The 25,306-nt window shown below is 59.3% G+C and carries 20 protein-coding genes, 2 rRNA genes and 1 other RNA gene; 3 read left to right on the top strand and 20 right to left on the bottom strand.

The features are described 5' to 3' along the window. Positions 1-1,665, bottom strand: a complete 1,665-nt coding sequence (locus tag F8C90_RS00115; RefSeq protein ID WP_158048418.1) for a nickel-dependent hydrogenase large subunit — start codon at positions 1,663-1,665, stop codon at positions 1-3. Next, the gene (locus F8C90_RS00110) at positions 1,666-2,991 is read right to left on the bottom strand and encodes a hydrogenase small subunit (RefSeq protein ID WP_158048417.1); all 1,326 of its coding nucleotides are present in this window, start codon (positions 2,989-2,991) and stop codon (positions 1,666-1,668) included. It abuts the gene before it with no gap. Between the two features lie 388 nt (positions 2,992-3,379). On the opposite strand from F8C90_RS00110, the gene pheA reads away from it, so the two are divergent. Then, a complete protein-coding gene (gene pheA / locus F8C90_RS00105) occupies positions 3,380-4,231 on the top strand; it encodes a prephenate dehydratase (protein ID WP_158048416.1) in 852 nt (283 codons plus the stop codon). A 306-nt stretch (positions 4,232-4,537) separates the two neighbouring features. Here the strand turns inward: pheA and F8C90_RS00100 are convergent, their stop codons facing one another. The 8 genes from F8C90_RS00100 to F8C90_RS00065 form a co-directional block, all read right to left on the bottom strand. After that, positions 4,538-5,119 carry a manganese efflux pump MntP gene (locus F8C90_RS00100; protein WP_158048415.1) on the bottom strand — a complete coding sequence of 194 codons (582 nt, stop codon included), beginning with the start codon at positions 5,117-5,119 and terminating at the stop codon, positions 4,538-4,540. 32 nt (positions 5,120-5,151) lie between these two features. Then, positions 5,152-6,021, bottom strand: coding sequence for an HhH-GPD family protein (locus tag F8C90_RS00095; protein WP_158048414.1), 870 nt, complete (start codon positions 6,019-6,021; stop codon positions 5,152-5,154). Between the two features lies 1 nt (position 6,022). Then, positions 6,023-6,538, bottom strand: coding sequence for an RrF2 family transcriptional regulator (locus F8C90_RS00090; protein ID WP_158048413.1), 516 nt, complete (start codon positions 6,536-6,538; stop codon positions 6,023-6,025). 15 nt (positions 6,539-6,553) lie between these two features. Beyond that, positions 6,554-8,083 (bottom strand): ribonucleotide reductase subunit alpha, encoded by a 1,530-nt coding sequence (locus tag F8C90_RS00085; protein ID WP_158048412.1) that lies wholly within the window; start codon positions 8,081-8,083, stop codon positions 6,554-6,556. A 171-nt stretch (positions 8,084-8,254) separates the two neighbouring features. Further along, positions 8,255-9,025 (bottom strand): HAD family hydrolase, encoded by a 771-nt coding sequence (locus F8C90_RS00080; RefSeq protein WP_246155711.1) that lies wholly within the window; start codon positions 9,023-9,025, stop codon positions 8,255-8,257. 69 nt (positions 9,026-9,094) lie between these two features. Further along, a complete protein-coding gene (locus F8C90_RS00075; protein ID WP_158048411.1) occupies positions 9,095-10,954 on the bottom strand; it encodes an ABC transporter ATP-binding protein in 1,860 nt (619 codons plus the stop codon). Continuing rightward, positions 10,951-13,116 (bottom strand): ABC transporter ATP-binding protein, encoded by a 2,166-nt coding sequence (locus F8C90_RS00070; RefSeq protein WP_158048410.1) that lies wholly within the window; start codon positions 13,114-13,116, stop codon positions 10,951-10,953. Before F8C90_RS00070 ends, F8C90_RS00075 begins: the two co-directional genes overlap by 4 nt. Beyond that, positions 13,107-13,664 carry a MarR family winged helix-turn-helix transcriptional regulator gene (locus F8C90_RS00065; protein WP_158048409.1) on the bottom strand — a complete coding sequence of 186 codons (558 nt, stop codon included), beginning with the start codon at positions 13,662-13,664 and terminating at the stop codon, positions 13,107-13,109. The genes F8C90_RS00070 and F8C90_RS00065 overlap by 10 nt, the downstream gene beginning before the upstream one ends. Positions 13,665-13,820: 156 nt before the next feature. On the opposite strand from F8C90_RS00065, the gene ybaK reads away from it, so the two are divergent. Next, entirely contained in the window at positions 13,821-14,306 is a 486-nt protein-coding gene (gene ybaK / locus F8C90_RS00060) for a Cys-tRNA(Pro) deacylase (protein WP_158048408.1), read from the top strand. Between the two features lie 84 nt (positions 14,307-14,390). Here ybaK and F8C90_RS00055 read toward each other — a convergent pair whose 3' ends face one another. From F8C90_RS00055 to F8C90_RS00035, 5 genes are all read right to left on the bottom strand, one after another. Beyond that, positions 14,391-16,028, bottom strand: coding sequence for a L,D-transpeptidase family protein (locus tag F8C90_RS00055; protein ID WP_158048407.1), 1,638 nt, complete (start codon positions 16,026-16,028; stop codon positions 14,391-14,393). Positions 16,029-16,229: 201 nt separating this feature from the next. Next, positions 16,230-16,599: a transfer-messenger RNA gene (gene ssrA, locus F8C90_RS00050) on the bottom strand. Positions 16,600-16,729: 130 nt separating this feature from the next. Continuing rightward, a complete protein-coding gene (locus F8C90_RS10840) occupies positions 16,730-17,260 on the bottom strand; it encodes a hypothetical protein (protein WP_170264469.1) in 531 nt (176 codons plus the stop codon). A gap of 14 nt (positions 17,261-17,274) precedes the next feature. Continuing rightward, positions 17,275-17,739: an SsrA-binding protein SmpB gene (gene smpB, locus F8C90_RS00040; protein WP_158048406.1), complete on the bottom strand. Its 465-nt coding sequence runs from the start codon at positions 17,737-17,739 to the stop codon at positions 17,275-17,277. Positions 17,740-17,901: 162 nt separating this feature from the next. Next, on the bottom strand, positions 17,902-18,462 hold the full coding sequence (locus F8C90_RS00035; RefSeq protein WP_246155710.1) for a NanQ anomerase/TabA/YiaL family protein: 561 nt from the start codon (positions 18,460-18,462) through the stop codon (positions 17,902-17,904). A gap of 64 nt (positions 18,463-18,526) precedes the next feature. Here F8C90_RS00035 and F8C90_RS00030 point away from each other — a divergent pair, with 64 nt between their 5' ends. Then, entirely contained in the window at positions 18,527-19,369 is an 843-nt protein-coding gene (locus F8C90_RS00030) for a Rossmann-like domain-containing protein (protein WP_158048405.1), read from the top strand. Between the two features lie 222 nt (positions 19,370-19,591). Here F8C90_RS00030 and F8C90_RS00025 read toward each other — a convergent pair whose 3' ends face one another. The 5 genes from F8C90_RS00025 to F8C90_RS00005 form a co-directional block, all read right to left on the bottom strand. After that, complete coding sequence (locus tag F8C90_RS00025; RefSeq protein ID WP_343030115.1) at positions 19,592-21,655, bottom strand: Na+/H+ antiporter; 2,064 nt, start codon at positions 21,653-21,655, stop codon at positions 19,592-19,594. A gap of 39 nt (positions 21,656-21,694) precedes the next feature. Beyond that, positions 21,695-23,422 (bottom strand): arginine--tRNA ligase, encoded by a 1,728-nt coding sequence (argS, locus tag F8C90_RS00020; RefSeq protein WP_158048404.1) that lies wholly within the window; start codon positions 23,420-23,422, stop codon positions 21,695-21,697. 98 nt (positions 23,423-23,520) lie between these two features. Continuing rightward, positions 23,521-24,516 (bottom strand): ornithine carbamoyltransferase, encoded by a 996-nt coding sequence (gene argF, locus F8C90_RS00015; protein WP_158048403.1) that lies wholly within the window; start codon positions 24,514-24,516, stop codon positions 23,521-23,523. Positions 24,517-24,843: 327 nt separating this feature from the next. After that, a 5S ribosomal RNA gene (gene rrf / locus F8C90_RS00010) occupies positions 24,844-24,958 on the bottom strand. 119 nt (positions 24,959-25,077) lie between these two features. Then, positions 25,078-25,306 (bottom strand): 23S ribosomal RNA (locus F8C90_RS00005); the annotation flags it as partial.

The following is a 25,306-nucleotide window of genomic DNA, read 5'->3' as shown; positions in this document are numbered from 1 at the left end:
CTACTTCACCCCCCAAGGGCTCGTAACGGTTTCAAAATGCTTGCCCGTGGCAGGCTCGGTCACATGCACGGCGCAAGCGGTGCAGGGATCGAAGCTGTGAACAGTGCGCAGCGCGTTGATCGGTTTCTTGATGTCGCCGACCGGCACGCCGATGAGCGCCTGCTCGAGCGGGCCGTACTCGCCCTTCTCGTTGTGAGGAGCGAGGTTCCACGTGGACGGAATGATAATCTGATAGCCCTGGATGCGGCCGTTTTCGACCTTCTCAGCATGGTAGAGTGCGCCGCGCGGTGCCTCCCAGAGACCCTCGCCCTCGCCGGAGATGCGGGCGGGCTCGCGGAAGTACTCGCTGTCGCCGCTCTTCACGGCCTCGATGAGCTCATCCACCCATTCCTTCATGAGGCTTGCGATGTAGAGCGTCTCGACCTGGCGGATGCCGGTACGACCGAGCGTGGAGCCGAGCGCATTCAGGTTGCCCGGCGCGCCGAGCGCCTCGAGCACCGCGTCGACGTGCTTCACGATGAAGGGCACGTTGCGCTTGTATGCAACGAGGATACGGGAAAGCGAGCCCGCCTCCATCGGCTTGCCGTCGTAACCCGGGCACTTGACCCAGGAGTAGCGGTCGTTGACTGTATCCGAGCCGTCCTTGTAGTACTCGGTGTATTCCGGTTCGGTGGTGTAATCAGGAGCCTGACGAGTTTCCTCGCCCTTGTACCAGGAATGGCCCACGTACTCGGCAATCTTCGAGGTATCGACGTCCTCGAGCTTGAGGCCGTCCTGCAGGACGCCTGCCGGCATGTAGCGCTCGTTCAAGAGCATGCTCTTGTTCTCGAACACACCCCAAGCGATATAGCGACCGCAGCCCTTGCCCCAGTTGAGAGCGTCCGTGTAGTACGGCGCGAGGGCGAGCACGTCGGGAAGCATGGTCGCTTCGACCCAGTTGTACAGCTCGTCGACGAGGTACTTCAGGTCATCGAGCTTGCTCGAGGTGGGAACGAACGCGGTGCCGCCCGGAACGATGGTCATGACGTGGGGCATCTTGCCGCCGAGCAGAGCCGCGATCTCGGAAGCCTTCGCCTGCATCTTGAGAGCCTCAAGATAGTGCGCGGTAAGGATGAGGTCGAGCTCCGCAGGAAGCTTGTAGCCCGTGCCGTCCTCGGCATCGAACCAGTTGCCCGAGAAGATGGACAGCTGACCGTTGTCGGCGAACTTGGAGAGACGCTCCTTCAAGGCGTACATATCGCTCGCGGTAGCGCATCCCTTGGCAGCCGCCAGGTCGTACGCGTCGCCGACGTTCGCCTTCAGGGCGTTCAGCGGGTTCACGTAATCAAGGCCGGCCAGGTTGTAGAACCACAGGATGTGGCTGTGCAGGAACTGGGCGCCCTCGATCAGGTTGCGGATGATGCGCGCGTTATTGGAGATCTCGATGCCGTAAGCCTTCTCAGCGGCGATCGAGGAGGCGTGAGCATGGGAAACCGGGCAAACACCGCAGATGCGCTCGACGATCTGAGCCGCATCCTCGGGAGTGCGGTCCTTCACAACGAGCTCCATGCCGCGGAAGCAGCCGCCCGAGACCCACGCATCGGAGACCTTGCCGTTCTCGACTTCCATCTCGACGCGGAGATGGCCTTCGATACGGGTAATCGGGTCAATGATAGAACGGGTCATTTACTCCTGACCTCCTTCCGTATCGTTTTTCTTCATGTCGGGACGAACGCCGATGGTGTCGTAGAGGCGCTCTTTCTGGGTAAGATTGCCGGAATTCTCCTTGCAAGCCTGCGCCTTCTCCTCGTCGGTAAGGTCGTAGGTGCCGATGGAGTTCTCGGGATGGTCCTTATCCCACTTGCGGATGGTCTCGAAGTCCGCGCCGCCGTCCATGCGTCCGGTGGCCTTCATGCCGAAGCCGTGTACGACGAGCGCTGCAGCGACGAGGCCTGTAAGCGTGAGAGCGATCGTGCCGGGCTGAACCATCCAGTCGCCGATGCGCAGGTCGCGATGGCGCTTGTAGAACGGGGTGTTCACCTCGACCCAGTTGTCACCCGGGTCGTTGGGGTTCGCCTCGCAGCAGCCGATGCAGGGAGAACCAGCCTGCACGCACCAGCTGCGGCGGTTGTTCCACATCGTGATGCCGCACGTGGACTTCGTCTGCGGACCGCGGCAGCCGAGCGGGTAGAGGCAGTAACCCTTTGCCTCTTCTTCGGAGCCGAACTTGTAGACGAACTCGCCGTTCTCGAAGTGGCCGCGGCGCTCGCAGTTGTCGTGGATGGTCTGGCCGAAGATGCCCTCGGGCTTGTTGTCGCTCGTGAGCTTGAGCTGCTTGCTGTCGAGCATGATCACGTCGACGAGCACGGAAACGAGCCACTCGGGGTTCGCCGGGCAGCCGGGGATGTTCACGACGGGAACCTCGATACCGGACTTCTTCAGGAACTGCTCGACGCCGAGCGCATCGGAAGAGTTCGGGTGAGCGCCCATCCAGCCGCCGTTCACGGCGCAAGAGCCGAGCGCGACAACCGTCTTCGCGTTCTTGGCAGCCTCGATCAGATGCTCGGTGCCGGGCTTATCGGCGACGCGAAGCGCCTGGCCGCCCCAGCCCTCGAGCACAGCGCCCTCGTACACGAGAACGTAGTTGCCGGATTCGATCGTCTGCTCCTTGGCTTCCTCCATCGACCAACCTGCCGCCGCAGAAAGGGTCTCGGAGTAGTTGAGTGACAGAAGTTCAAGCACAACCTCTGCCGGATCGGGAGTCTCAACCTGAGCGAAGGACTCCGTGCAGCCTGTGCACGATGCGCCCTCGATCCAGATGACAGGATACAGGTTACCCTTAGTTGCACCGATAACGGAGTTTTCCAATGCGGAAGCAACGCGCGGAGCCGCGAGCTCGGAAAGTCCTGCTGCGACCGCGATCGTACCGCAAAGCTTCATGAAGCTGCGTCGCGTAACCCCCCGCGCTTCGAGCATACCGGAAAACTCGGAAGCAGTAGCTTCGTTTACCATGTGCACACCTCCTCTTTCTCTCTCTCAAAAATCGATTACGGAGTGCCCGCGCATACCGATCCGTGCATGCGCGAACGTTCCTTGTATAAAACCTAGCCATTGTATGCGCATTATGTTACGGAATAATCGCAGAGGGATGAAAAAATAGGTGCTTGTACTGAAAATGTTACGCCAATATCGCTATGTAACACCGATTATGCCTGCTCAAGCATTGCATTGCGCATCGAATGTTTAACCGAGAATCAGCAAACGAAATAACACGGCCCAAAGATTGCGCAACGGGAAGACTCCCCGTTCAAAGACTTTTTCAGGGAATATCGCCCTCTATCGAATGCGACCGCTACAATGTTTGCGCACGTGAAAACCGCTTCCAAGGAGTTGCCCACCTATGAAATCGCCCGACAACACCATCGCATTCCTCGGCCCAACCGGCACGTACTCTCACGAGGCGACGCTCGCCTTCGCGAAGCGCCTCGGCATCGAGAGCCCCGACTTTATCGAGTGCACCTCCTTCGACGAGGTCTTCGATTGCGTCGACCGCGGCCGCTGCGAGTTCGGTGTTGTCGCGAAGGAGAACTCCATCGAGGGGCCGGTTACCGCCACACTCGACGGTTTCGCGCTGAAAAGCACCTCCGTTATCTTGGGGGAAGAAGTCGTCGATATCCACCACTGCCTCGTCGTGAACCCCGACGCCAAGCTCGAGGACATCACCACCGTGGCGTCTCATGCGCAGGGGCTCGCCCAATGTCGCCGCTTCATGTCGGAGAAGCTCCCCGGCCGCACGACCGTGACCACATCGTCCACCGCCGAGAGCGCGCGCCTCGCGGCAGCTGATATCCATACGGCGGGCATCGCGAACGCCTTCGCCGCGGAAATCCACGGCGCGAAGGTTTACGCCCACGACATCGAGGACCACTTCGGCAACCAGACGGTCTTCGCGCTCATCGGTCGACAAGGACATGCGCCCGTGTTCACGGGGACGAAATTCAAGACGTCGGTCGCGCTTTTCCTGAACATGGACCGCGCGGGCACGCTGAACATGATTCTGTCCGAGTTCGCCTATGCGGGCGTCAACCTGTCGCTCATCCAGTCGCGCCCGACCAAGCAGGCTCTCGGTGACTACATGTTCTTTATTGAGTTCGAGGGCAACGCCAACGAGCCCAACATCCAGACCGCGCTGAACTGCCTGCGTTTGAAGCTGCGCGAAGTGAAGGTGCTCGGAAGCTATCCTATCGGGTAGTAAGCAGGCGTTCTTTCCCGATTTCCGCCTATCGTGGACAAATAATGGCGATATGTGAGTCGGTGTAGCTCCCCGAACGCTTTCCCTAATTGCTTTGCCTGAGAAAGCCCAGGCCGTAAATCGACGGGTATGCAAGATGGACGACGCTTCACCTGGGCTGACTCACATATCGACCAGTTTTGTCCACGGCGACCCGTTTTTCAAGAAAAAAGCCATGCAAGCTGTGGCGGGGGCTTCAGCGCCGAAGGATGCGGGATACAGTACGTAGCTCGCAGCGCTCTGTCAGCAAGCTGTGGCACCTGAGAACTAGAGCATCACAATTCCCAAGTGCTCGAGAAGAATCTTGCAGCCTATCAAGATGAGAACGATGCCGCCCGCGATTGTCGCACCCTTCTCGTAGCGCGCGCCGAAAACATGCCCCACGGCGACGCCCACCACGGAGAGGGCGAACGTCGTCACGCCGATGACCGCTATCGCCCAAACGATGTTCACGCCCAAAAACGCGAAGGTGATGCCCACGGCAAGCGCGTCGATGCTCGTCGCAATGGCCAGCATGAGCAGCTCTTTTAAGTCGAGCCTCGTATCCTTTGGCTCGCCCGCTTCCCCCTCATCGTCCCCACGGAAGGCGTCAAAGAGCATCTTCCCGCCGATAAGCGCGAGCAGGATGAAAGCAATCCAGTGATCGATCGGCGTAATGAAATCGGCGAGCTGCGTGCCGAGCGCCCAGCCGATAAGGGGCATAAGCGCCTGAAAGCCCCCGAAGAAAAGCCCGATCACGAGCGCCTGCCCCATGTTGAGGCGTTTCATTCCCAGCCCTTTGCAGATGGAAACAGCGAAGGCGTCCATCGACAGCCCAACGCCGATCAAAAACAGCTCGACGAAGCCCACAGCCTCATTCCTCCCGTCTTAGCGCCCCCCGACTAGGCGCGCGCAATGCCGTCTTCGACGACGAAAAAACCTTCTCGTTCGAGATCGGCCGCAATCGATGCGAACAACTCGTCGTCGACGCCATCGCGCCCGCGGTCGCGCTCGAAGCTGTTGAGAAGCGAATGGGCTTCCTCAAGCGAAATCGCCCCCTCGGCCGCAAGCACGATGCGCACCACTTCCGCCCGCTTCTGACGACGCGACCCCTCGAACGCGCTTTGCCGCGTGTAGTGCGCACTGCGACGAGAGGCGTTGCCGAAGGTGGCCTTCAAATGCGCGCCGTAATCGAGCAGCGCGTAATACCACGACCGGGGGTTATCCGCAGGGCATGTCGCGCGGACAAGGGGCTCGAGCTGCTTGTCCCGAATGGCTTCTTCATCAGGGAAAAGCTCATGCAGAAACACGGTGCGGACGTTGGTCTCCAGATACATCGCAGGGCGGTTGTGCGCGAACGCGACAACGCCTGCCGCCGTTGCAGGACCGATGCCTGGAAGAGCCTTAAGCTCGTCGACCGTTTCGGGCAGCTTCCCCCCGAAATCTTGCGAGCAGATCTCGCATGCGCGTTTGAGAGCGAGTGCGCGGCGATTGTAGCCAAGCCCCTGCCATTCGCCCACAACGTCCGACGTGCTCGCGCTCGCCAAGGCATCGGGCGTGGGGAACTTCGCCAAGAAGCGCTCCCAGCGGCCGAGGACGCGCTTCACCTGCGTTTGCTGGAGCATCACCTCGGAGACCAGCACCGCATAGGCGTCATCGATATTCCGCCAGGGCAGATCGCGGTAGAGCCGCGCGCCCTCGCGACTCACCAAAGCAACAAACGCCTCCAGGGAGGGGGCGTTCGCAGGCCACGCGCAGGAAGGCAGCTCCATGCTAGCTGGATGCCTTCCCATGGCAGGATTCGGTTAGGGCGAGGTTGATGCGGCCCGCGCAGGCGTTGCAACCGCCTTCGCAATCGCCGAGCGCCTCGCGCACTTTCGGATGCTCGCCGCCCATCTCGAAGAGGTCCTTCAGCGTGATGGACCCCAGGTAGTCGCTTAAGATGCGATCGGCACCGCGCCAGACTTTGTTGTAAGCGCAGGTGTCGCTTTGGCCGCACGGCGCGCTTCCTGCGCCACATTCAGAGACGCTTACCGGCCCCTGCACAGCCTCGACCACATCGCGAACGGTCACAGTAGCAGGGTCGCACCCAAGGCGCAAACCGCCGCGGGCACCGCGCGTCGTGTTGACGAAGCCGCACTTCGTGAGGTCATGCTGGATGCTGCGCGCAAACGCATAGGGAATTCCCTCGCGCTCGGCAAGCTCCGCAACGGACATACGCTCATCGCCATTACGGTATGCGGCGCGCAGGATTCTGCACGCATAGTCGCAGCGTCGTGTGATATCCATCGATGAGCCCTCCCCCTATTGGCCCGAAAGTAGGTCTTCGATGTTTTCTAAGTCAGAGCGGAAATCACGCACTACCTGATCTTCCAGCTCGCGGTACTCCTTGGAATCGAGCGGCTGGTAGGCAGCAAGCTTATCGAAGAGGTTGTCACGCGTGACCGGAACGTAGCGGCGAGCGAAGAGGCTTTCCTTGTAGGCCTCCTCGATAGCCTCGCGCGCTGCCATATAGATGTCGAAACGGGGCATGTTCACCGAATAACGCACCAGGTCGGCAACTCGAATGCTGCGAATCGAAGGGTGATCGCGGGCGATTTCCATCCAGATTTCGACGCGCTCCTCGGCCGTCGGGCATTCGATGTCGATAAGCGACAGCGGCTCAAGAAGCTCCAGGAAGAACGGGTCGATATCGGCGTTCTTCGAAGCCGAGGCCAAGACGTAGACGTCAGGATTGTCCACCGCCGAGCGAATAAGCTCGATTGCCTCGCGGGCGCCGCGCGAGAGCGAGGCATACACGAAACCTTCGAAGTCGTCGCCCCCGTCCGCCTGGGGAGCACTCCACAGATCGATGTCCTCGAGCACGAGAACGCCGCGCCCCGAGAAGACGCTGTCCGCGCGCACCGCCCGCGTTGCGTTTCCCGAAGGCCCCATCACGCAAAGAATTGGCATACCCGAGAGGTTCTCCTCCATGCGCATGCGCATCGCCGGGAGCTTGAGCTCCCCGATCGTCGCCTGCACGAAGCGACCAGCATCCTCGCGCGCCGGCGAGCGGAACACGAAGGTGTCGGTCACTGGAAGACGGTCAAGCCCATGGCGCGCGTTCAGCATAGTGACGAGCGACTTGAAGTCGGGGTCATCCTGCATGCCGATACCGAAATCGCGCATCGTGGCAACTGCCGCGTCATATCCCGCAAGGTCGTCGTAGGTGAGCTTTTCCTTTTGATCGCCCGGGGACTTGACACCGGCGTCGACCGCAAGCTTCGAAAGCACAGACATGCCATCGCGCTCCGCACGATCGGATGCGCGGGAGACATCGCCGTCAGAAGAGGGTTCCCCTTCCGCCTCGGCCTTGCCCTTCCCTGTCAAAAGAGACGACAGGTCCCCCGACGGGAAATCGCCGAGAGGTTCCACTTTGAGCAGCTTGGCGTCAAATCCGAGGAGATCCCTCGAGATCGCCTCCGCCACATCTTGAAGATCTCCCCTGGAAAGCCCGAACTCCTCGAGCTTGTCGAGGGCGAGCTGCTGAAGCCGCTCCGAGCACTCCGAGGACTCACCCGCACTCAGGAACGGGTCGAGCTTGCCGAAAATGTACTCAGCGAGAGAGCGCTCCTTAAGATCGCACGCCAAATCCCACGCCTTCTTCAGCGCATCAACAGCCTCGGGGCTCGGATCGCCGGCAGCTCCCGCTGCCTTTTCGAAGGCGGTCAAATACAGATGCATGCCGAGCACGGCGTCACCTTGCGCGCACGCGTCCTTGGCGCGAAGCAGATAATCGACATCGCTTCCATCAGCACCTTCACCACAGCTTTGCTTGTCAGCGTTCTCCAGCATGGACCCACCTCCATTCGTAAAAAGCGGATGCGCACACGCATCGCATTCTCTATGTTTAACCTCTTATATTAAACTACGGGAGGCGAATCTGGCCCCAAGTGACGGTATTCCCACGATTCTTTACACGGACGAAAGAAAACGGGAAGACAGCTCCGCGACATGCCAGGGAAGCTACCACTCCGCGATGCACCATCCTTCGCTTTTCGCCGTTCTCGCAAGGGGACGATCGGGAGTCACGGCAACAGGATTTCTTGCAGCCCCGAGAAGCGTGCGGTCCGAATGGTGATCGCCATAAGCGGCATCGAGAACCCAGCGGCCCGCGCCGAAGCGCTCATCGGCGAACTCGCGCAGGCGCACGATCTTCTGGTCGCCTTCCACGGGAAGCCCCTCGACCTCGCAGGTGTAGGTGCCGTCCTTTGCCGCACGCATGCGCGTCGATATCTGAAAGTCAATCGGATGGAACTCCATCGCGCGGGAGACGATGGGTTCGAAGGTCGCCGACACGAGTATGACAACGCGGCCCTGCTCCTTTTGGCTTAGCAGTTCCGCCGTGGCCCGCTCGCGGAACAGCGACGCCACGTCCGAGTCGTAGAAATCCCGCAGGAACGCATCGACGTGCGAGACCGGCTTGCCCGCGAATGCGCGGAAGACGAGCCCGCGTACCCAGCTCTCGTTCTGGGGAAGGCGCAGCTTGTAAGCAATCCCCCACAACATGATGCGCGCAAGGACGCTTTTTTCCAGCATGCCGAGCTTCATGAGCCGACGGACCAGAAGCACCGGCGAGTTACCCGAGATGCAGGTCCCATCGAAATCGAATGCGGCGATATGGACCAGCCCGTCTTCCTGCACGAAGGGCGACGGGTCGTCAGATGAGTCGGCAGGCGATGCGACCGAACCGTCGGCCTCCGACAAAATTTGAGAATTATCAGCGCTTTCTTCCACGAACACTCCACTGAGAATCTAGTAGCGAGCAAACAAGGGCGCCCCAGGAGGCGCCCTTGCAAAGCATACCTACTCTTCGCCCTCGTCGAACTGCGAATTGTACAGTTCCGCATAAAAGCCACCGCGAGCGAGCAGCTCGTCATGAGTGCCCTGCTCGACGATGTCGCCGTGCTGCATAACCAAGATCAAGTCCGCCGAGCGGATCGTCGAGAGGCGATGCGCGATCACGAACGACGTACGGCCCTCCATAAGGTTATCCATGGCCCGTTGGATGCGCTCCTCCGTGCGCGTGTCGACCGAGCTCGTCGCCTCATCGAGAATGAGCATGCGCCGGTTCGCCAAGATCGCACGCGCAATCGTGAGAAGCTGGCGCTGGCCTTGGCTTATGTTGGTCGCGTCCTCGTTGATCACGAAATCGTAGCCGCCGGGCAGGGTGGTGATGAAGTGGTGCGCGCAGCCCGCGCGCGCCGCAGCCTCCACCTCCTCGTCGGTCGCGTCGAGCTTGCCATAGCGGATGTTCTCGCGAATCGTGCCGCTGAACAGCCACGTGTCCTGCAGCACCATCCCGAACATCGAGCGGACGTCGGAGCGCGAGAAGTCGCGCGCATCGACGCCGCCGATACGGATAGCGCCTCCGTCGACGTCGTAGAAGCGCATGAGCAGCTTCACCATGGTCGTCTTGCCGGCACCCGTCGGACCCACGATGGCGACCGTCTGGCCCTCGGAGACCTTCGCCGAGAAGTCGTTGATGACAGGCTTGTCGGGTGAGTACCCGAAGCGCACATGGTCGAACTCCACGTTGCACGGGACCTGCGAGGTTTGAGCCTTCGGCTCCTCGGGTGCAACCTCCTCCTCTTCCAAGAAGGCGAAAATGCGCTCGGCTGCGGCCGCCATCTGCTGGAGCACGTTGCTCACCTGGGTCAACTGAGTGATCGGCTGCGTGAAGTTCTTCACGTACTGGATGAACGCCTGGATATCGCCCACCGTGATGGCGCCCTGCACCGCGAACACGCTGCCCGCGAGCGCCACCGCTACGTAGCCGAGGTTGCCGACGAAGTTCATGACCGGCTGCATGAGGCCCGAAAGGAACTGTGATTTCCATGCGCTCTCGTAGAGCTTGTCGTTCGTCTCCTCAAAGCGCTCCTCGCACGCCTGTTCCTGGTTGAACGCGCGCACGATCGCATGGCCGGAGAACGTCTCCTCGACTTGCCCGTTGATTTCCCCGAGCTTCTCCTGCTGAGCGCGAAAGTGCTTCTGCGAGAGCTTCACCACGACCATGATGAGCACAAGCGAGACCGGGAGCATGACAAGCGTGATCCCCGTCATCACCAGGTTGATCGAGAGCATCATCGCGACGACACCGATGAGCGTGGTGATCGACGTGATCATCTGCGTGACGCCCTGGTTCAGGCTCTGCCCTAGGGTGTCGACGTCGTTGGTGATGCGCGAGAGCGTGTCGCCGATCGAGTTGCGCTCGAAGTAACCGACGGGAACGCGGTCGATCTTCTCGGCGATGGCGCGGCGAAGCCCATAACAGGTGCGCTGCGATACGCTCGACATCATCCATCCCTGCAGGAAGCTGCAAGCCGCGCTGACAAGGTAGAGAGCGAGCGTCGCGCCGATGATGCCCGCGATGGCGTCGAAGTTGATGCCGCCCGTGCCGCCGATCTTCGCGACGATGCCGTTGAACAGCTCGGTCGTCGCCTGCGAGAGCACCTTCGGACCCACGATGCTGAAGGCCGCAGAGAAGATGGCGAACACGATGGCGACGGCAAGCGAAACCTTGAATTGGCCCATAAAACGCACGAGCTTCGCGATGGTTCCCTTGAAGTCCCTCGCCTTCTCGCCGGGCATCATCCGCGCGCCCGGTCCGTGCGGAGGACGACGGCGCTGCGTCACTTTCTTCAAATCCTGAGCGTTCTCGCTCATCGCGCACCACCTCCCGCAAGCTCCTCTTCCGATAACTGGGACATGGCGATTTCGCGATACTCCTCGCAGCCGTCCATCAACTCAGCGTGCGTGCCCTTGCCGACAACGCGTCCCTCATCGAGCACCACAATCTGGTCGGCAGAGAGGACGGTCGAGATGCGCTGGGCGACGATGATCACGGTCTTGCCGCCCAAGCGGGCACCAAGCTCATGGCGAAGCGCGGCGTCGGTCTTGTAGTCGAGCGCGCTGAAGCTGTCGTCGAAGAGGAAGACGCGCGCGTCGGTCGCAAGCGCACGCGCGATAGCGAGGCGCTGCCGTTGGCCGCCAGAGACGTTCGTGCCTCCCTGAGCGATGGAGCTTTCAAACCCTTCGGGCTTCTCGCCGATGAACTCGCTTGCCTGAGCGATGTCGGCCGCGCGGCGAATCCGCTCGTCGTCGGCGCCTTCTGCCCCGTAGGCAATATTGCTCGAAATCGTGCCGCTGAACAAAAACGCCTTCTGGGGAACGTAGCCGAGCTGCCTGCGCAGCGCGTGCTGGCTCACATCGCGAACGTCGACGCCGTCGATGGTGACGCTTCCCTGGCTGACGTCGTAGAACCGAAGCACCAGCTTCACGATGGTCGATTTCCCGCTGCCCGTGCTGCCAATGATGGCTGTGGTCTTTCCGGGCTTGCACGTGAAATCAACGTGGTCGAGGACGTTCTCGGCGGAATCGGAGTAGCGGAAGCACACGTCGTGGAATGCGACCTCGGCACCGGGCACGCAAGAGGCCGAAAGCTCAGCATCCTTGGAATCGGCAGGGGCGGGATCGCAGATCGAGGGCTCGCATTCGAGCACTTCCTCGATACGCTGGGCTGCGACGTCGGCGCGCGGGAGCATGATCGAGAGCATGCCGATCATAAGGAAGCCCATGATGATGACCATCGAGTAGGTGATGAACGCGATAAGGTCGCCTGTCTGGAGCGTGCCCGCGTCGATTGCATGGCCGCCGAACCACACGATGCCAACCGACACGAGATTCATGATGAGCATCATGAGCGGCATCATGAACGTCATGACGCGGTTCGTGAAAAGCTGCGTTTTCATCAGGCGCGTGCTCGCCTCGTCGAAGCGCTCCTCCTCATGCTGCTCGCGGTTGAACGCCCTCACGACCGAAAGGCCCATGAGCATCTCACGCGACACAAGGTTCACGCGGTCGATCAGCTTCTGCATGATCTTGAACTTCGGCATGGCGACCTTGATGAGTACCACGAGAATAAGCGCGATTGCGAGCACGGCGACGATGACGATCCAGCCCATCGAGAGGTTGGTGCGCGCAATCATGATGATGCCGCCTATTGCGAGGATGGGCGCATAGAGAACCATGCGCAGCAGCATCACGGTAACCATTTGCACCTGCTGGACATCGTTAGTCCCGCGCGTGATCAGCGACGCCGCGCTAAACGATTGAATCTCGGCGTCGGAGAAGGTGACGACCTTGTCGAAAAGCCGCCCGCGCAGAGATCGACCCACCTTTGCCGCGGTTCGCGACGCGAGGAAGCCGATTGCGATTGCCACGACCATGCCGAGCGCGGAGAGCATGAGCATCTTGGCGCCCGTGAAGAAGAGATAGTCCATCTGCATGGCGTCCATGTCAACACCCAGCTGCTCATATTCCGCTCGAGCTGCGGCGATGCCTTGCTGCGCGATAAGCGTATCCGCCATATCGCCCAACGACTCACGAGACTCATCGAGCATGGACATCACGTCGTCTTTGCTCACAAGCCCGGCATCGAACGCTGCTTTCACCTGGTCAAGGTCGAGATCGGGAATCTGGTCGGCGTAGTGGACGACAGAGAGCGGAAGCGCCATCGCCTCGTCGAGGTCCTCTCGCCGCTCATAGCCCGCCTCGGTGAGGGTATAGTTCCCGCTTGCAGCCTTGTCGTACGCATCGGCGAAGAGCTGCTCGTCGGATTCGGGAAGCATCATCTCCACGAGGTCGTGGGTGCGTGCGGACAGCTGCGACGCGGACGCGTGCTCCACACCCGATTGCTGGATTCCCACGTCAACGATGTCGGAGGTGTACCTCGGAAGCGACAAGTCGCAGAAAGCCTGCACGGCCAGAAGAGCAACGATAAGCAGTACCGCGATTTTATGATGAGCAAGGTTTTTGGCTATTCGCATCGCTCGCCGCCTTCCCCCGAACTGCTTCCTGCGAAAGCCTCTTGCGAAGGCTCCTTCCGCGTAGAATCGCCCTTAAGCTCGCAAGGTCCCTCGACATAGGCGCTCCAAGGGTGGGTGCTCTCGAAGTCGGACAAGCGCTCGGCGATGCGAGCGAACTCGCGCGCATCGTCTGCCCCGAGAAACTCGAGAAGGTCCTCGAGGCGGCGATCGTGCATACGCCTGTTCATCTGCTCGTATTTCCAGCCGAGCTCCGTCAGCCGCACCGTGACGCCGCGGCTGTCGCCCTCGTCGCGATGCCTTGTGATGAAGCCCTTCTCCTCAAGCGACCTCAATGCCTGCGACGTCGCACTCGGAGTGTTGTGGCCACGCTTGGCGATATCGCCCGACCGGACGCGCTTTCCGTCAGACATAAGCTGCGAAATCGACATCAAAACGAAGCCCTCGGCCGGTGTGATGCCCTCAGGCAAAGGCCGGTGCGATCGGCTTTTGCGCACGCGCCTCGTGGCCTCAAAGAGCCGCTGCTTCAATTCCTCAATGGATTGTTCCACGCAGCAAACCCCCTTACTTCCTCATCTTTTTCATCCTAAATATTTTAGCTGCGAAAATATATCACAGCTAAAACACTCTGCAAGGAATAAATGGTTCAATGCATCTTTTCATCAAACATGTGCTACCCTTCCAAAGCAACCACCAAGGAGAGAGCCATGTCGAAGCAAAAGGAAACGAAAACGAACGCCATGAGGGAAATCGAGGCCGCAGGAGTGCCCTTCGAGAGCCATCTTTTCCCATGCGAGAAGGCACTTTCAGGCGTCGAGGTGGCGAAACTCCTCCAGCAGGACCCAGATCAAACCTTCAAGACGCTTGTCACCGTCGCGAAATCGGGCGAGCACTACGTGTTCATGGTGCCCGTCGCCGAAGAGCTCGACCTGAAGAAGGCGGCAGCGGCTGTCGGCGAGAAAGCAGTGAGTATGCTGAAGTCGAAGGAGCTCTTGCCTCTGACCGGCTACGTGCACGGAGGATGCTCCCCCGTCGGGATGAAGAAGCTGTTCACGACCACCATCGACGAAACGGCACAACTCTTCGACACGATCATGTTCTCGGGCGGACGCATCGGGTGCCAGGTCGAGCTTGCCCCGAGCGACCTCGAGAAGGTCATCCCGCTTCACTACGCCGACATCACAGTAAGCTAGCCGCATCGCGCTGGCAAAACCCGCAGCAAACGAAAAGAGCCTGCCCGCGCATCGACAGAACTGCGCAGGCAGGCTCTCTTTTTCTTACCAGTGCGACACCACGACGTCGCCCATAGAGCAAAGCCCGTGCAACTCGGCAGCTTTGCTCGTCGGAAGGTTCACACACCCATGCGACCCCGCGCCGTCCCGATATCGCGTTCCGCCGAACGCGTATTGCCAGCTGGCATCATGCAGGCCGATCAAATTCCCAACGAATGGCATCCAGTAGGTGACGGGCGTCTTGTACTTCGATCCATCATCGTTGGTGCCCTCGAGCGTCGATCCGCCCGAATTCGAGTTGATGACGTACACGCCCGTGGGAGTAAGACTTCCCGAACCGCCGCGCGGCTTGCCGCTCACGATGTCAGATTCCCAGATAGCCTCGCCGTTCTCATCGAAGAGGCGCGCATGTTGCGCCGACAGGTCGATATCGATGTAGCGAGCGCCCCAATCGCGACCGCCGACCCCGTTCCACGCGTTCGCGGTCTGGCTGCAAGGCAAGTCAGCCTCGCCCGTCTGGTCAGCCTCGATCGCCGCCTTCGCCCAATCGAAGAGCGCGTCGCGGTCGACCTTCCAGCCATACGAACCGCCCGACACGCTGAACTGCGCGCCGTCCGCGCGCGTGTAGGAGCGCGTGGAACCGACCGTCGTGTAAGCCGAGGCGACCTCGTCCGCCCAGGCGCCGAGCGCGTCCTCGTCCAACGACACCGAGCAATCCTCCCCAATCGAGATGCAGGGACCGATAACCGACGCGTCGAACACGAGAGCGCTCTTCCCCGCCATCATGAGCTGCACGTTGGCGAGGATCATGCTGTTCGCCTGCGACGTCGCATCGATCACGCGCTGGTCATCCGAGAAGATCGTCGGCTGCGAGAGCGCGCGCTCGTCGAGCACGACCTCGCTCTCGAGCGTGGCGACGGCCCGCTCCACGTCCTGCATCACCACGTCGGTGTTGATCTGCGTGCCGTACTTCTCCTTCACGATCTTGAACATCTTCGCGTCCTCATCGAACGCCACCGTGGCGTTCACGGGAGCTTCCGTGTTCTCATTCACCGCATCGATCGCCTGATGGAGCTTGTCGGCAACGCCGGACTTGTCGAGGGTAGCGACAAGGCTTTCGGTCTCATCGTGCTCACGGAACACCTCGACCGGCCAGGCCCATTCGTTCGCCTGCGCGAACATATCGCTCACGATCTGCTCCGCATTGAACCGCACGCCCGCTTCATCAGCAGAAAGCGTCACATCCAAGCCGTCGCCATGAACGCGCAACGAGTACTTGTTGATTCCCTGCTCGAGGACCGATGCGACCTCGTCGGGCGTTTGGAAGGAAATGTCGGAAGAGCCGATCGTCGCCTTCGGCCAGAAATGGCCTGAGAAGGCGGCAACCCCCACAAGGTAGACGACGAGCAGGACCCCGAAGACGACACCGAGAACGATTCCCGCAATGCGGGCAGCGCGAGGCTTGCTGCCGAGAGTCGGCGCGTCGGCGATTTCGGGGGCAAACCCGTTGCCGTTATGCGGCGCTGGGACGCCAGATGTCTTCATGCCCGCAGGAACCACAGGGGGAATCGCCTGAGTCTTCCCGTGCGAAGGCGCAACGCGAGGCGGCTCATTGGGAGCCTTTTTGGCGTGTGCTGCATGTTTTCCGTGGGAAGGAGCGGGTTGCTCGTTACGTTTGGTCATTCCTGATTCATCCGGTTCAGCTTGCTTCTTATATCCGGCTCATTGTAGCAAGAGAACCCGCCTTGGCAGGACACGTTCTGGCACGTTGCACGAATACTTGACGCACGGCCCAAAAGTGAGCAGAAAGCCAGGCTTGTCGTCCTAATCAAAGCCGCGGAAATAAAACAGGCAGACCCGTTTTCGGGCCTGCCTGGCATGTTGTGGTGGAGGCGCGGAGAATCGAACTCCGGTCCATACTATATTCTCGCTGAGGCTCTACAAGCTTATTTCGCGTTCAGGTTCAAGGCCGTCTCGGTCCGCGAACTAACGTTGCCGACCCGGATCGGTTCGATCTTTACCAAAGCCATACCGATTACGTGCTTTGATGCAGTCCCCTAAAATGACGTCGCACCCGAGTCGGGGACAACTCGGGGTTGACGTGCCAGGTGCTGATTAAGCAGCCATGGCGAGCGCAGGAGCGCTCTGATAGTTCTTCTTGCCAATTAACTTGACGTTACCCCTGTTTTACGTGGCGAGGAGACCACGACCTGCTCCTCAGTTCAAACATACCATGTCGAAACCAGTCGCCCCCGAATTCGTCGGAGCCAATCGCCGACGGGCGGGAACTCATGCGTTCCACCTTGTCAAAGTGCGCAAGACGTGCTCTTGCAGAAAAAATATTTTAGCCGAGCAGCTTGACCTGTCAAGGCAACACGGAGAGGTTATTTCTTCTTCGTCGGGAGGATGTCCGAGAAATCCAGTGCCTCTTTGATTTCGGAGAGCGCGTCTTTCAAGTCGACCGCAATCGCGACGCCATCGCGATAGATGTCGTTCATGTCGCTCGTCGCCTCGGCAACACCTTCTCGGGTGATGCCCAAATCATAGGGGTTGTCCTCATCGGATTCCCCCTTCGCGGCTTCCTCGTCGTCATCGTAGTAGTACTCGATCTCGTTGCCATCCTCGTCAAGCAGGATAAACCCGATCTCGTTGTCGTCCTCGTCGACGATATAGGCCTCGATGTCGTCCTCGGAATACTCAATCTCGACGGTTTCGTACTTTTCGGCCTCTTCGGTCTCTTCTTCTACCACGTTTTCCGAATCAGCAAGCTCGTCTTCGCCCTCGGCTTCCTCGACGCCTTCGGAGTCGACGACTTCCCCCGCCCCCTCGGACAGCACCTCACAAACTTCTTCCTGCGTCTCCTCCGATGGCGAATCAGCCTCGTCAGCTGCGGTTTCGATCCGATTCTCGCTCATGGCAGTAACCCTTTCTAACGAGAGCGCGCCTTCAGTGCTCGATCGATTTCCCGTTTGGTGTCGCGCTCTTTCATGCTCGCGCGCTTGTCGTAGAGCTTCTTGCCGCGGCAAATCGCAAGCTCAACCTTGACCAGCCCGTTTTCCTTGAAGTACATCTTCAGGGGAACGAGCGCCATGCCCTTTTCGCGCGTCGCCTCCGCAAGGTAGCGGATCTGCTTTTTATGGAGCAGGAGCTTTCGCTTGCGATCGGGGTCGGGATTGTTAATGTTGCCGTGGGAAAATGGCGTGATGTGCACATTGTGCATCCATACTTCCCCGTTGCGCACAAGTGCGAAACAGTCGGTCAACTGGCAGTTGTTCTCGCGCAGCGACCGCACTTCCGTTCCCGAAAGCTCGACCCCCGCCTCAAACGTCTCCACGACCTCGTAATCATGGAACGCACGGCGATTCTTCGCGATTGTCTTCTCTTCACGTTTCATGGGGCGACGTTACCTCACGTTCAAGCGCCTCGACGCTTTATGCTCAATCGCCGAGACGCTTCATTCATTCCTTCACAGCCTGCGCGGCCGTGGCCAAAACTTCCATATCATCAGCGCATATGCGCCTTGCTTCATGCACCCATGATACACCATGCCCGCAGGTTATGCGCGAACCTTCACGACGACCTTCTTCACGTGGACAGGCGCGTCCTCCGCGATGCAACCCGGCTTGTGCGCGTCCTCAGGAGGGAGCACCGCAATCTCGCCCGCATGAAGCACAACCGATGTTGCCGGCATCGGAGACTCGAACAGCGCGTAATCGTCAGCTTCATCATATTCCTTCGCGCAAACAAGCCCTTCGAGGGGCGCCACCTCGACACGTTCGATTCCGGAGGCAACGCACTGCACGTCGTAGTAGAGCTTGTGGGCCTCGAGCTTCTTCGCCTCCGCGGAGACAGTGTCGTACTCCATGACGTTTGCGAACACGTCTTCCCCATCGATGTCATGGCGTCCACAGGAAAGTGCGCCAAGGTCGTTTTCGCGCAGGAAAGCATAGGCCTTCTTCAGGCGTTCGGACAGGTAATCGTGCGCTTCGGCGTTTTCAATGGAAGCTACGAGCATGGTATCAAGTCCCTTCGATGCGATTCGTTTGAACGTCACGAAATTGTAGCAGAGCAGCACACGGCAGCAGGCCACGGATTCGCATCGACCCATCTTGTCCATTGCAGTAACTGGTTTATACTGAATTCAGGTGAAAATATCAGCATGCAATCAAAGGAGTTCTGTTATGGAGCACACGCCGGAACCTTCGACCATCGTCTTTCCTGGCACCGATGACCCAGCCTCACCTTGGCGGCTCTACAACCACCTCATCGCGGGCATCCCCGAGGACATCTTCGTGCGCGATTACTGTCTCGGGCTCAACTGGTCTTACGTTGAGGCAGATTGCGGATGCGGCGTCGCCTTTACCGCACGCAATGGCGGAAAGCGCACGTACAAGGGCGATCTGCGCGGGAAGTCGCTGCGCGAGGTGGCCGAGCTGTCGAAATCATGGTGCTTCGAGGAGGCCACACTTGGCATCGCGGCCCTGAACGCCTGGTATGCTCGCCGCGAGCTGCTCGACCCTCTGGGCGCGACATACGACACCGAGGAGGAAGAAGACAAGGGAAAGCGCGGCGGCACGTCGTCGAAAGACGCCTTCGAGACGTATCGCCCTCGCATCGAGCAAGCGGGCGGCGACGCCCACGTCGTCGTTGTCGGGCACTTCCCCCACGTCGAGAACATCGCGGAATACGCCAAGCTCACCGTGCTCGAGCGTTCCTGCCGCGATGAGTGGGATACCCCCGATCCAGCCTGCGAATACGTTATGCCGACCGCGGATTACGCCTTCATCACCGGCGTCACGCTCATCAACAAGACCGCGCCGCGCCTTCTGACCCTCGCCAAGGACGCTACCGTCTGCATGGTGGGTCCCAGCGCGATCATGACGCCGTACCTTTTCGAGTGGGGCGTCGAATCGCTTTCGGGCAGCGTCGTGGCCGATCCGGAAGCCGTGAAGTTCGCCTGCAAGAACGCTGCCGGCAAGCTGTTCGGCAAAGCGCTTCAGATGACCACCATCAACGCGCAATAAAGGCAAGCAGCTGGTCGTGTACGAAATCGACGATAAGTTGTGAAGGCTTTGCGAAATACATCGAATTCAGTGTTGAATAATCCCCAATCTTCTTAAGTTTGGGGATTATTTTTTGGCGGAAACCCTGATAATCCGCTCATTTGACGAGTTCTCCACAACTTATCGTCATTCTTGTACAGTTTGGGTCCTAACCAATAATCGCCCCGCCCGCGAAAACGGGACCTACACGCTATCCTCCACGTCCATCAGCATAAGGTTCGTGTTGTCGCGCATCCGTTTCGCCTCGCCACGGGTTAACTCGCCTTCTTCGTAGCGCGACTGAATCTGCTCGAGCTCAAGCAGGTAGCCAAGCCGTTTCACGTCCTCCGCCTTGTCGGACGCACGCATGATGACCGTCGCCGAAGGGGCTGCAAGCTCGGCGGCAAGCATGGCAACTGTGCGCTGATATTCGATGAGAAGCTTGCTCACATACTCGCTCGGGACGTTGCAGTCGGAATCGGCGAGCATGTCCTTCAGACGTCCAATCACGCACTCGCCTGCCTTCTGCTGAATCTTGCGTATCTCTGCCGCCTGGTCGGCAGCCGTTATCGGGGACGACGACATATGCGAAACGTAGCGCAAGACAACGCCCTTCGCGCGCCTCAAAAATGTGCGCAACACAAGATAGATGTTTTGGATGGACCAACGTCCCGAGCTATGTTTCCTTAGCTCCTCGATATGCTTCAAACGCTTCAGGTACTTAAGCGCAATCTCGCTGTCGATATCGTCTTGTTCAGCGAGCTTCTTGACAAACTCCCGCTCCCATCCGATTGCGCGGATGCGCAAATCGGAATAGGCCTCATCCTCGTCCTCGTCGAAGCCATGCTGCTCTTTGATGCGCTCGATGCGATCGTTGTAAGAGCTGACCACGCTTCTCGTCGCGCGGCGAGTATCCGGCGTCTGCCGTGCGGTGAGCTCTTCGACGACGCTTCTGAGGATATCGATTTTCAACTCCGCCTCGCGCTCGCGGGCCGCTTCCTCGCTTTCGCTCACTTTCTTCGGCGCGATGAGGGGCACAATGAACGTCGCCACAAGCAAGGTGCATACGATAACGCCGCACCCAAGGAAGATGATCAGATCACGCTGCGGGAACCGAGCGCCATCCATGAAATACGGGATGGTGAACAGGATCGAAAGCGTGATGGTTCCCTTAGCGCCCGCAAGGGTCGTGATGAGGCTCTTGCGAAGGTCGAGCTTGAACTTCTCACTATGCTTCTTACTGCGTCGGCGCGTGTAGAGCCAGTCGCTCGCGCAGACCCACGCGAATCGAACAACATAGAGAAGCAACGTAAGCGCGACAACATAACCGATGAGTGTGAAGTTGCTGAAGGTGACATCATCCCACGTATGAACCATGGCCTGCGGCAACTGTGTGCCCAGAAGCACGAACACAAAGCCGTTCAAGGCGAAGGTGAGCACACGCCACACACTCGAAGACACGATGTTCATGCGCGAGATGGAAGGTCCGATCGCATGCGGGGAGATCACGTTGATGAGGCCCGCAACGACAACGGCGATAATGCCGCTCACGTGAACGGCATCGGCAATCGAATACACCAGAAGCGGAATGAGGATTTCGAAGAGCACATGGAACGTCGTGTTCTCAACGCCAAGAGAGCGCGCCTTATTGACGAGGAACTTGCCGATATAGGCGAGAAGCGCACCGACCGCGATACCGCCAAGAAACTCAACGAAGAAATTCCCCGTCGCATTGAGAAGGGAGAACGACCCCGTCACCGCGGCGGCAATGGCGAACTGGAACGACACGATGCCGCTCGCGTCGTTTAAGAGAAGCTCGCCTTTGAGAATGCTCCCCTGCCTGTCAGGGATGTTGACCTGCTTCGAAAGTGAGGTGACGGCAACGGCATCGGTCGGACCGAGCGCGGCACCAAGGGCAAATGCAGCAGCAAGCCCGATTGACGGGATGACCGCATGCACAGCAAACCCAATCGCGAGTGTCGTTGCAACGACCAGGCCGATCGCAAGAGAAAGCACAGGACGCTTATGGTGCCAAAGCGCCGCCTTGTCGGCGGACTTCGCCTCTTCGTAGAGCAGCGGCGCAATGAATAGCACAAGGAACAGTTCCGGGTCGAGTGTAACTCGAATTTGAGAGGAGGCGAACAATGCGATGAGAAGACCCAGGCCAATCTGTATGAGCGGCGATGACACCCTCGGCACCACCTGGTCGATGATCGAGGATGCGAGAATCGCCGCAAAAATCAGCATGACGAGCGTAAGGGTCTCCACCTAGCAATGACCTCCTCAAATAGGAAACTTACATATGCACTACATCTTTTCAGGTGCGCTAACCCCCAGAAGACTCAGTGTTAGGGCGAGCACGATGCGCGAGGCATCGCAGAGCGCCAAGCGGGCACGGCGAGTCGCTTCGTCGTCGGCGAGCACATGGCAGTTCGTATAGAACTGGTGGAACAGCGCTGCGAGATCCTGCGCGTAATGCGTCAGGCGAAACGGCGCGCGATCAGCTGCCGCCTGGGCAACCATGTCAGCGAAATCTCCCATCTTACGCATGAGGGCAAGCTCCGATTCCTCGCACAAAGGCGAGAGGTCCACGTCGGCGCCGACCGTGCGCTCGGCAAGCTCGTTAAACGTGATATCGCCCGCTTCCGCTGCTGCAAGATCGCCTTCGCAGGCAGCCTTGCGCAAGATCGAGCAGATGCGCGCGTGGGCGTACTGCACGTAATACACCGGGTTAGTGGCATCTTTCTTCTTAGCAACCTCGATATCGAAGTCGATCGGCTGGTCGGAGGAGCGCGAAAGCATGAGATAGCGCGTCGCGTCGACGCCCACTTCCTCGATAAGCTCCTCGAATGTGACCATCTCGCCCGTGCGCTTTGACATGCGAACCGCGCTACCGTCACGGAAGAGATTCACGAGCTGGCCGAGAACCACTTCAAGCGCGCCCTCGTAACCCCATGCGGCGAGCATTGCCTGGCAACGCTTCACGTATCCGTGGTGATCTGCTCCCCAAATGTCGATCAGGTGGGTAAAGCCCCTCTGGATCTTGTTGTAGTGGTACGCCACGTCGGAGAGGAAGTACGTGAACTCGCCGTTCTCCTTAATGAGGACGCGATCCTTCTCGTCACCGAAAGCGGTCGATTTAAACCAAGTCGCCCCATCTTTCTGAAAGACATAGCCCTTCGCGTCCATTGCTTCGAGTGCGCGATCGACAGCGGACTTCCCGTCCTCGTCGGGAACGTAGAGCGTGCGCTCGGAGAACCAGGTATCGAACGTTGTACCGAAACCGGAGAGCACAGCCTTGTTATGCTCGAGCATCTCGACATACGAGCGCTCGCGGAATGCCACGACGCGCTCTTCCTCGGGAACATCGAGCCACTTCTCGCCATCGGCATCGAGAATCTCGCGCGCGATGTCGATTACATAAGCTCCACCGTAGCAATTCTCGGGCATCGGGACATCGCGGCCGCAAAGCTGCTCGTAGCGCACCGACACCGAGCGACCGAAATTATCCATCTGCGTGCCATGGTCGTTGATGTAGAACTCCTCGGACACGTCAAAGCCCGCATGGCGCAAGACGCGCGCCATCGAGTCGCCGAGCGCCGCCCAGCGCCCATGGCCGACATGCATGGGGCCCGTCGGATTTGCAGAGACATACTCAAGATTGATGCGCCCCGCATTCGCAGGAGTCTCACCACGTCCGAAATCCATGCCCTCGTGACGCGCCTCGGCGATAACGCTCGCAAGCGCAGCGTTCGTAAGACGAATGTTAACGAACCCAGGGCCTGCGATCTCGGTCGAGGCGATAAGATCGTTCTTCGGCAAATGAGACACGACCACTTCCGCCACATCGCGAGGCTTCATGTGCGCCGCTTTGGCTGCGCGAAGGGCGACCGTCGACGCCCAATCACCATTAGCCGCATCACGCGGACGCTCGAGCGCTGCTGCGGGGACCTCCTCCAAGGGAAGCGACTCATCTGCCACAGCGGCGCTCAAAGCCGCATCGACAACTTCTTCAACTTGCTCACGTAAAGTCATTGCACTATCTTTCAATCAGTCTTTATGCCGCTCGAAAAAACGAGGGGCTGCGAATTTCACAGTCCCTCATGATAACATCAGCCGTCGAGAAAACGGAGCTACTTCAAGGTTGCATAGATAATCGCCTTGATAGAATGCATCCGGTTCTCAGCTTCGTCGAACACTCGGGAGCGCGAGCCGCGGAAGACCTCATCGGTCACTTCCATCTCGGTGATGCCGAATCGCTCGGCAATCTCGGCCCCGATGGTCGTCTCAGTGTCATGGAACGCGGGAAGGCAGTGCATGAAAATGCCCGTTGGAGCCATAAGGTCGATCACGCGGCTGTTGACCTGGTATGGGGAAAGAAGCTTAATTCGTTCTTCCCACAGTTCCGCAGGCTCGCCCATGGAAACCCAAATGTCGGTGTAAACGACGTCGGCGCCCGTGCATGCCTCCTCAACACTTGAGGTAAGCGTCACTGAACCGCCAGACTCGCGCGCGAGCTCCCTGCAAGTAGCCACAAGATCCGCCTTAGGCATGCGCTCCTTGGGGCCACAGGCAACAAAGTGAAGCCCAAGCTTCGCACAGACGACCATAAGGGAATTAGCAACGTTGTTCTCAGCATCGCCCATGAACACAAGCTTCTTGCCCTTGATTCCCTCGGGAAAGTTTTCCTCGAGCGTGAGCATATCGGCGATCATTTGCGTTGGATGGAACTCGTTAGTCAAGCCGTTCCAGACAGGGACGCCCGCATGAGCAGCGAGGTTCTCGACGATTTCCTGGCCGTATCCGCGGTACTCGATGCCGTCGAACATGCGGCCAAGCACGCGTGCAGTGTCTTCAATCGATTCCTTCTTCCCCATCTGAGAGCTACCAGGATCGAGATAGGTTACGCCTAGCCCAAGGTCATGACCGGCGACTTCGAAAGAGCAACGAGTTCGCGTCGAAGTCTTCTCGAACAAGAGCACGATATTCTTGCCTTCGAGATAACGATGCGGCGTGCCAGCCAACTTCAAAGACTTGAACTGTCTAGCAAGCGAAATAAGGTAGCGAATCTCGTCAGGAGTGAAATCGAGAAGCTTCAGATAGTTACGACCGCTCAAACTAATCGGCATGAGAATTCCTTTCGCTGAGAATAGGTTTCAAGAATACCCTTCTTCAAATTCATTGAACAGAAGAAGAGCGGGTAAATCCGCAAAAGGAGATTAAAACCAGAAGGTAACAGAGAATAAGAAAGCGAATTGCTAGCGGTAAGAAGAGACCAGCATCTAGAAGGAGCCCACGACAAGGAACTGCCACCCTCCCGGGCGCAGGAAAAGGGCCGTACCACAAAGCATAAATGAAAGAGCTGACTTCCCACTCGAGCGCAAGAAGAAGGGGGGCCGCGGCCCGGGGTTGCCCGGGGCCGCGGCCCCCCTGCGCAAAAGAAAAAGCGCCGCCCATGAGCGGAACGCCCTATCCTCCCACGGACTTCCTCCGCAGTACTTTCGGCGAGGAGGGGCTTAACTTCCGAGTTCGGAATGGGATCGGGTGATCCCCCTCTCTACGGTTCCGCTCATGGGGGGCGCTCCCCCCGCGAGGCTCTATGTTCAGGTGCCTCTTCCAGGTCGCCCGCGGCGACCCTGGCGGCTGCATGCGCGCTCCATGCCTCGATTCCGATACCCGCACTAAAATCGGTGAAGAAGAGCTCGGGCTATCAGCACCGCTCGCCTGAGCGCCTCGCGGCGCTTGCAGCTGCGGCCTGTCGACCGGGTGTTCTACCCGGGCCCTTACCGAACAGGGAGCTCATCTCGGAGCCGGCTTCCCGCTTAGATGCTTTCAGCGGTTATCCGTTCCGGGCGTAGCTAGGCGGCGGTGCCGTTGGTCGACAACCGCTCCACCAGAGGCCCGTCCGCCCCGGTCCTC

This window comes from Ellagibacter isourolithinifaciens, from assembly GCF_008831035.1.
In the GTDB taxonomy this organism is placed as follows: domain Bacteria; phylum Actinomycetota; class Coriobacteriia; order Coriobacteriales; family Eggerthellaceae; genus Ellagibacter; species Ellagibacter isourolithinifaciens.
The sequence above is the reverse complement of the archived record's forward strand: the minus strand, read 5'-3'. Positions and strand labels throughout refer to the sequence as shown.

What these genes read in the sequence shown, in the direction of transcription:
- F8C90_RS00115 (WP_158048418.1), bottom strand. Translation starts at nt 1,665, where the DNA reads ATGACCCGTTCTATCATTGACCCGATTACCCGTATCGAAGGCCATCTC.
- F8C90_RS00110 (WP_158048417.1), bottom strand. Translation starts at nt 2,991, where the DNA reads ATGGTAAACGAAGCTACTGCTTCCGAGTTTTCCGGTATGCTCGAAGCG.
- pheA (WP_158048416.1), top strand. Translation starts at nt 3,380, where the DNA reads ATGAAATCGCCCGACAACACCATCGCATTCCTCGGCCCAACCGGCACG.
- F8C90_RS00095 (WP_158048414.1), bottom strand. Translation starts at nt 6,021, where the DNA reads ATGGAGCTGCCTTCCTGCGCGTGGCCTGCGAACGCCCCCTCCCTGGAG.
- F8C90_RS00090 (WP_158048413.1), bottom strand. Translation starts at nt 6,538, where the DNA reads ATGGATATCACACGACGCTGCGACTATGCGTGCAGAATCCTGCGCGCC.
- F8C90_RS00085 (WP_158048412.1), bottom strand. Translation starts at nt 8,083, where the DNA reads ATGCTGGAGAACGCTGACAAGCAAAGCTGTGGTGAAGGTGCTGATGGA.
- F8C90_RS00075 (WP_158048411.1), bottom strand. Translation starts at nt 10,954, where the DNA reads ATGAGCGAGAACGCTCAGGATTTGAAGAAAGTGACGCAGCGCCGTCGT.
- F8C90_RS00070 (WP_158048410.1), bottom strand. Translation starts at nt 13,116, where the DNA reads ATGCGAATAGCCAAAAACCTTGCTCATCATAAAATCGCGGTACTGCTT.
- ybaK (WP_158048408.1), top strand. Translation starts at nt 13,821, where the DNA reads ATGTCGAAGCAAAAGGAAACGAAAACGAACGCCATGAGGGAAATCGAG.
- F8C90_RS00055 (WP_158048407.1), bottom strand. Translation starts at nt 16,028, where the DNA reads ATGACCAAACGTAACGAGCAACCCGCTCCTTCCCACGGAAAACATGCA.
- F8C90_RS10840 (WP_170264469.1), bottom strand. Translation starts at nt 17,260, where the DNA reads ATGAGCGAGAATCGGATCGAAACCGCAGCTGACGAGGCTGATTCGCCA.
- smpB (WP_158048406.1), bottom strand. Translation starts at nt 17,739, where the DNA reads ATGAAACGTGAAGAGAAGACAATCGCGAAGAATCGCCGTGCGTTCCAT.
- F8C90_RS00035 (WP_246155710.1), bottom strand. Translation starts at nt 18,462, where the DNA reads ATGGACAAGATGGGTCGATGCGAATCCGTGGCCTGCTGCCGTGTGCTG.
- F8C90_RS00030 (WP_158048405.1), top strand. Translation starts at nt 18,527, where the DNA reads ATGGAGCACACGCCGGAACCTTCGACCATCGTCTTTCCTGGCACCGAT.
- argS (WP_158048404.1), bottom strand. Translation starts at nt 23,422, where the DNA reads ATGACTTTACGTGAGCAAGTTGAAGAAGTTGTCGATGCGGCTTTGAGC.
- argF (WP_158048403.1), bottom strand. Translation starts at nt 24,516, where the DNA reads ATGCCGATTAGTTTGAGCGGTCGTAACTATCTGAAGCTTCTCGATTTC.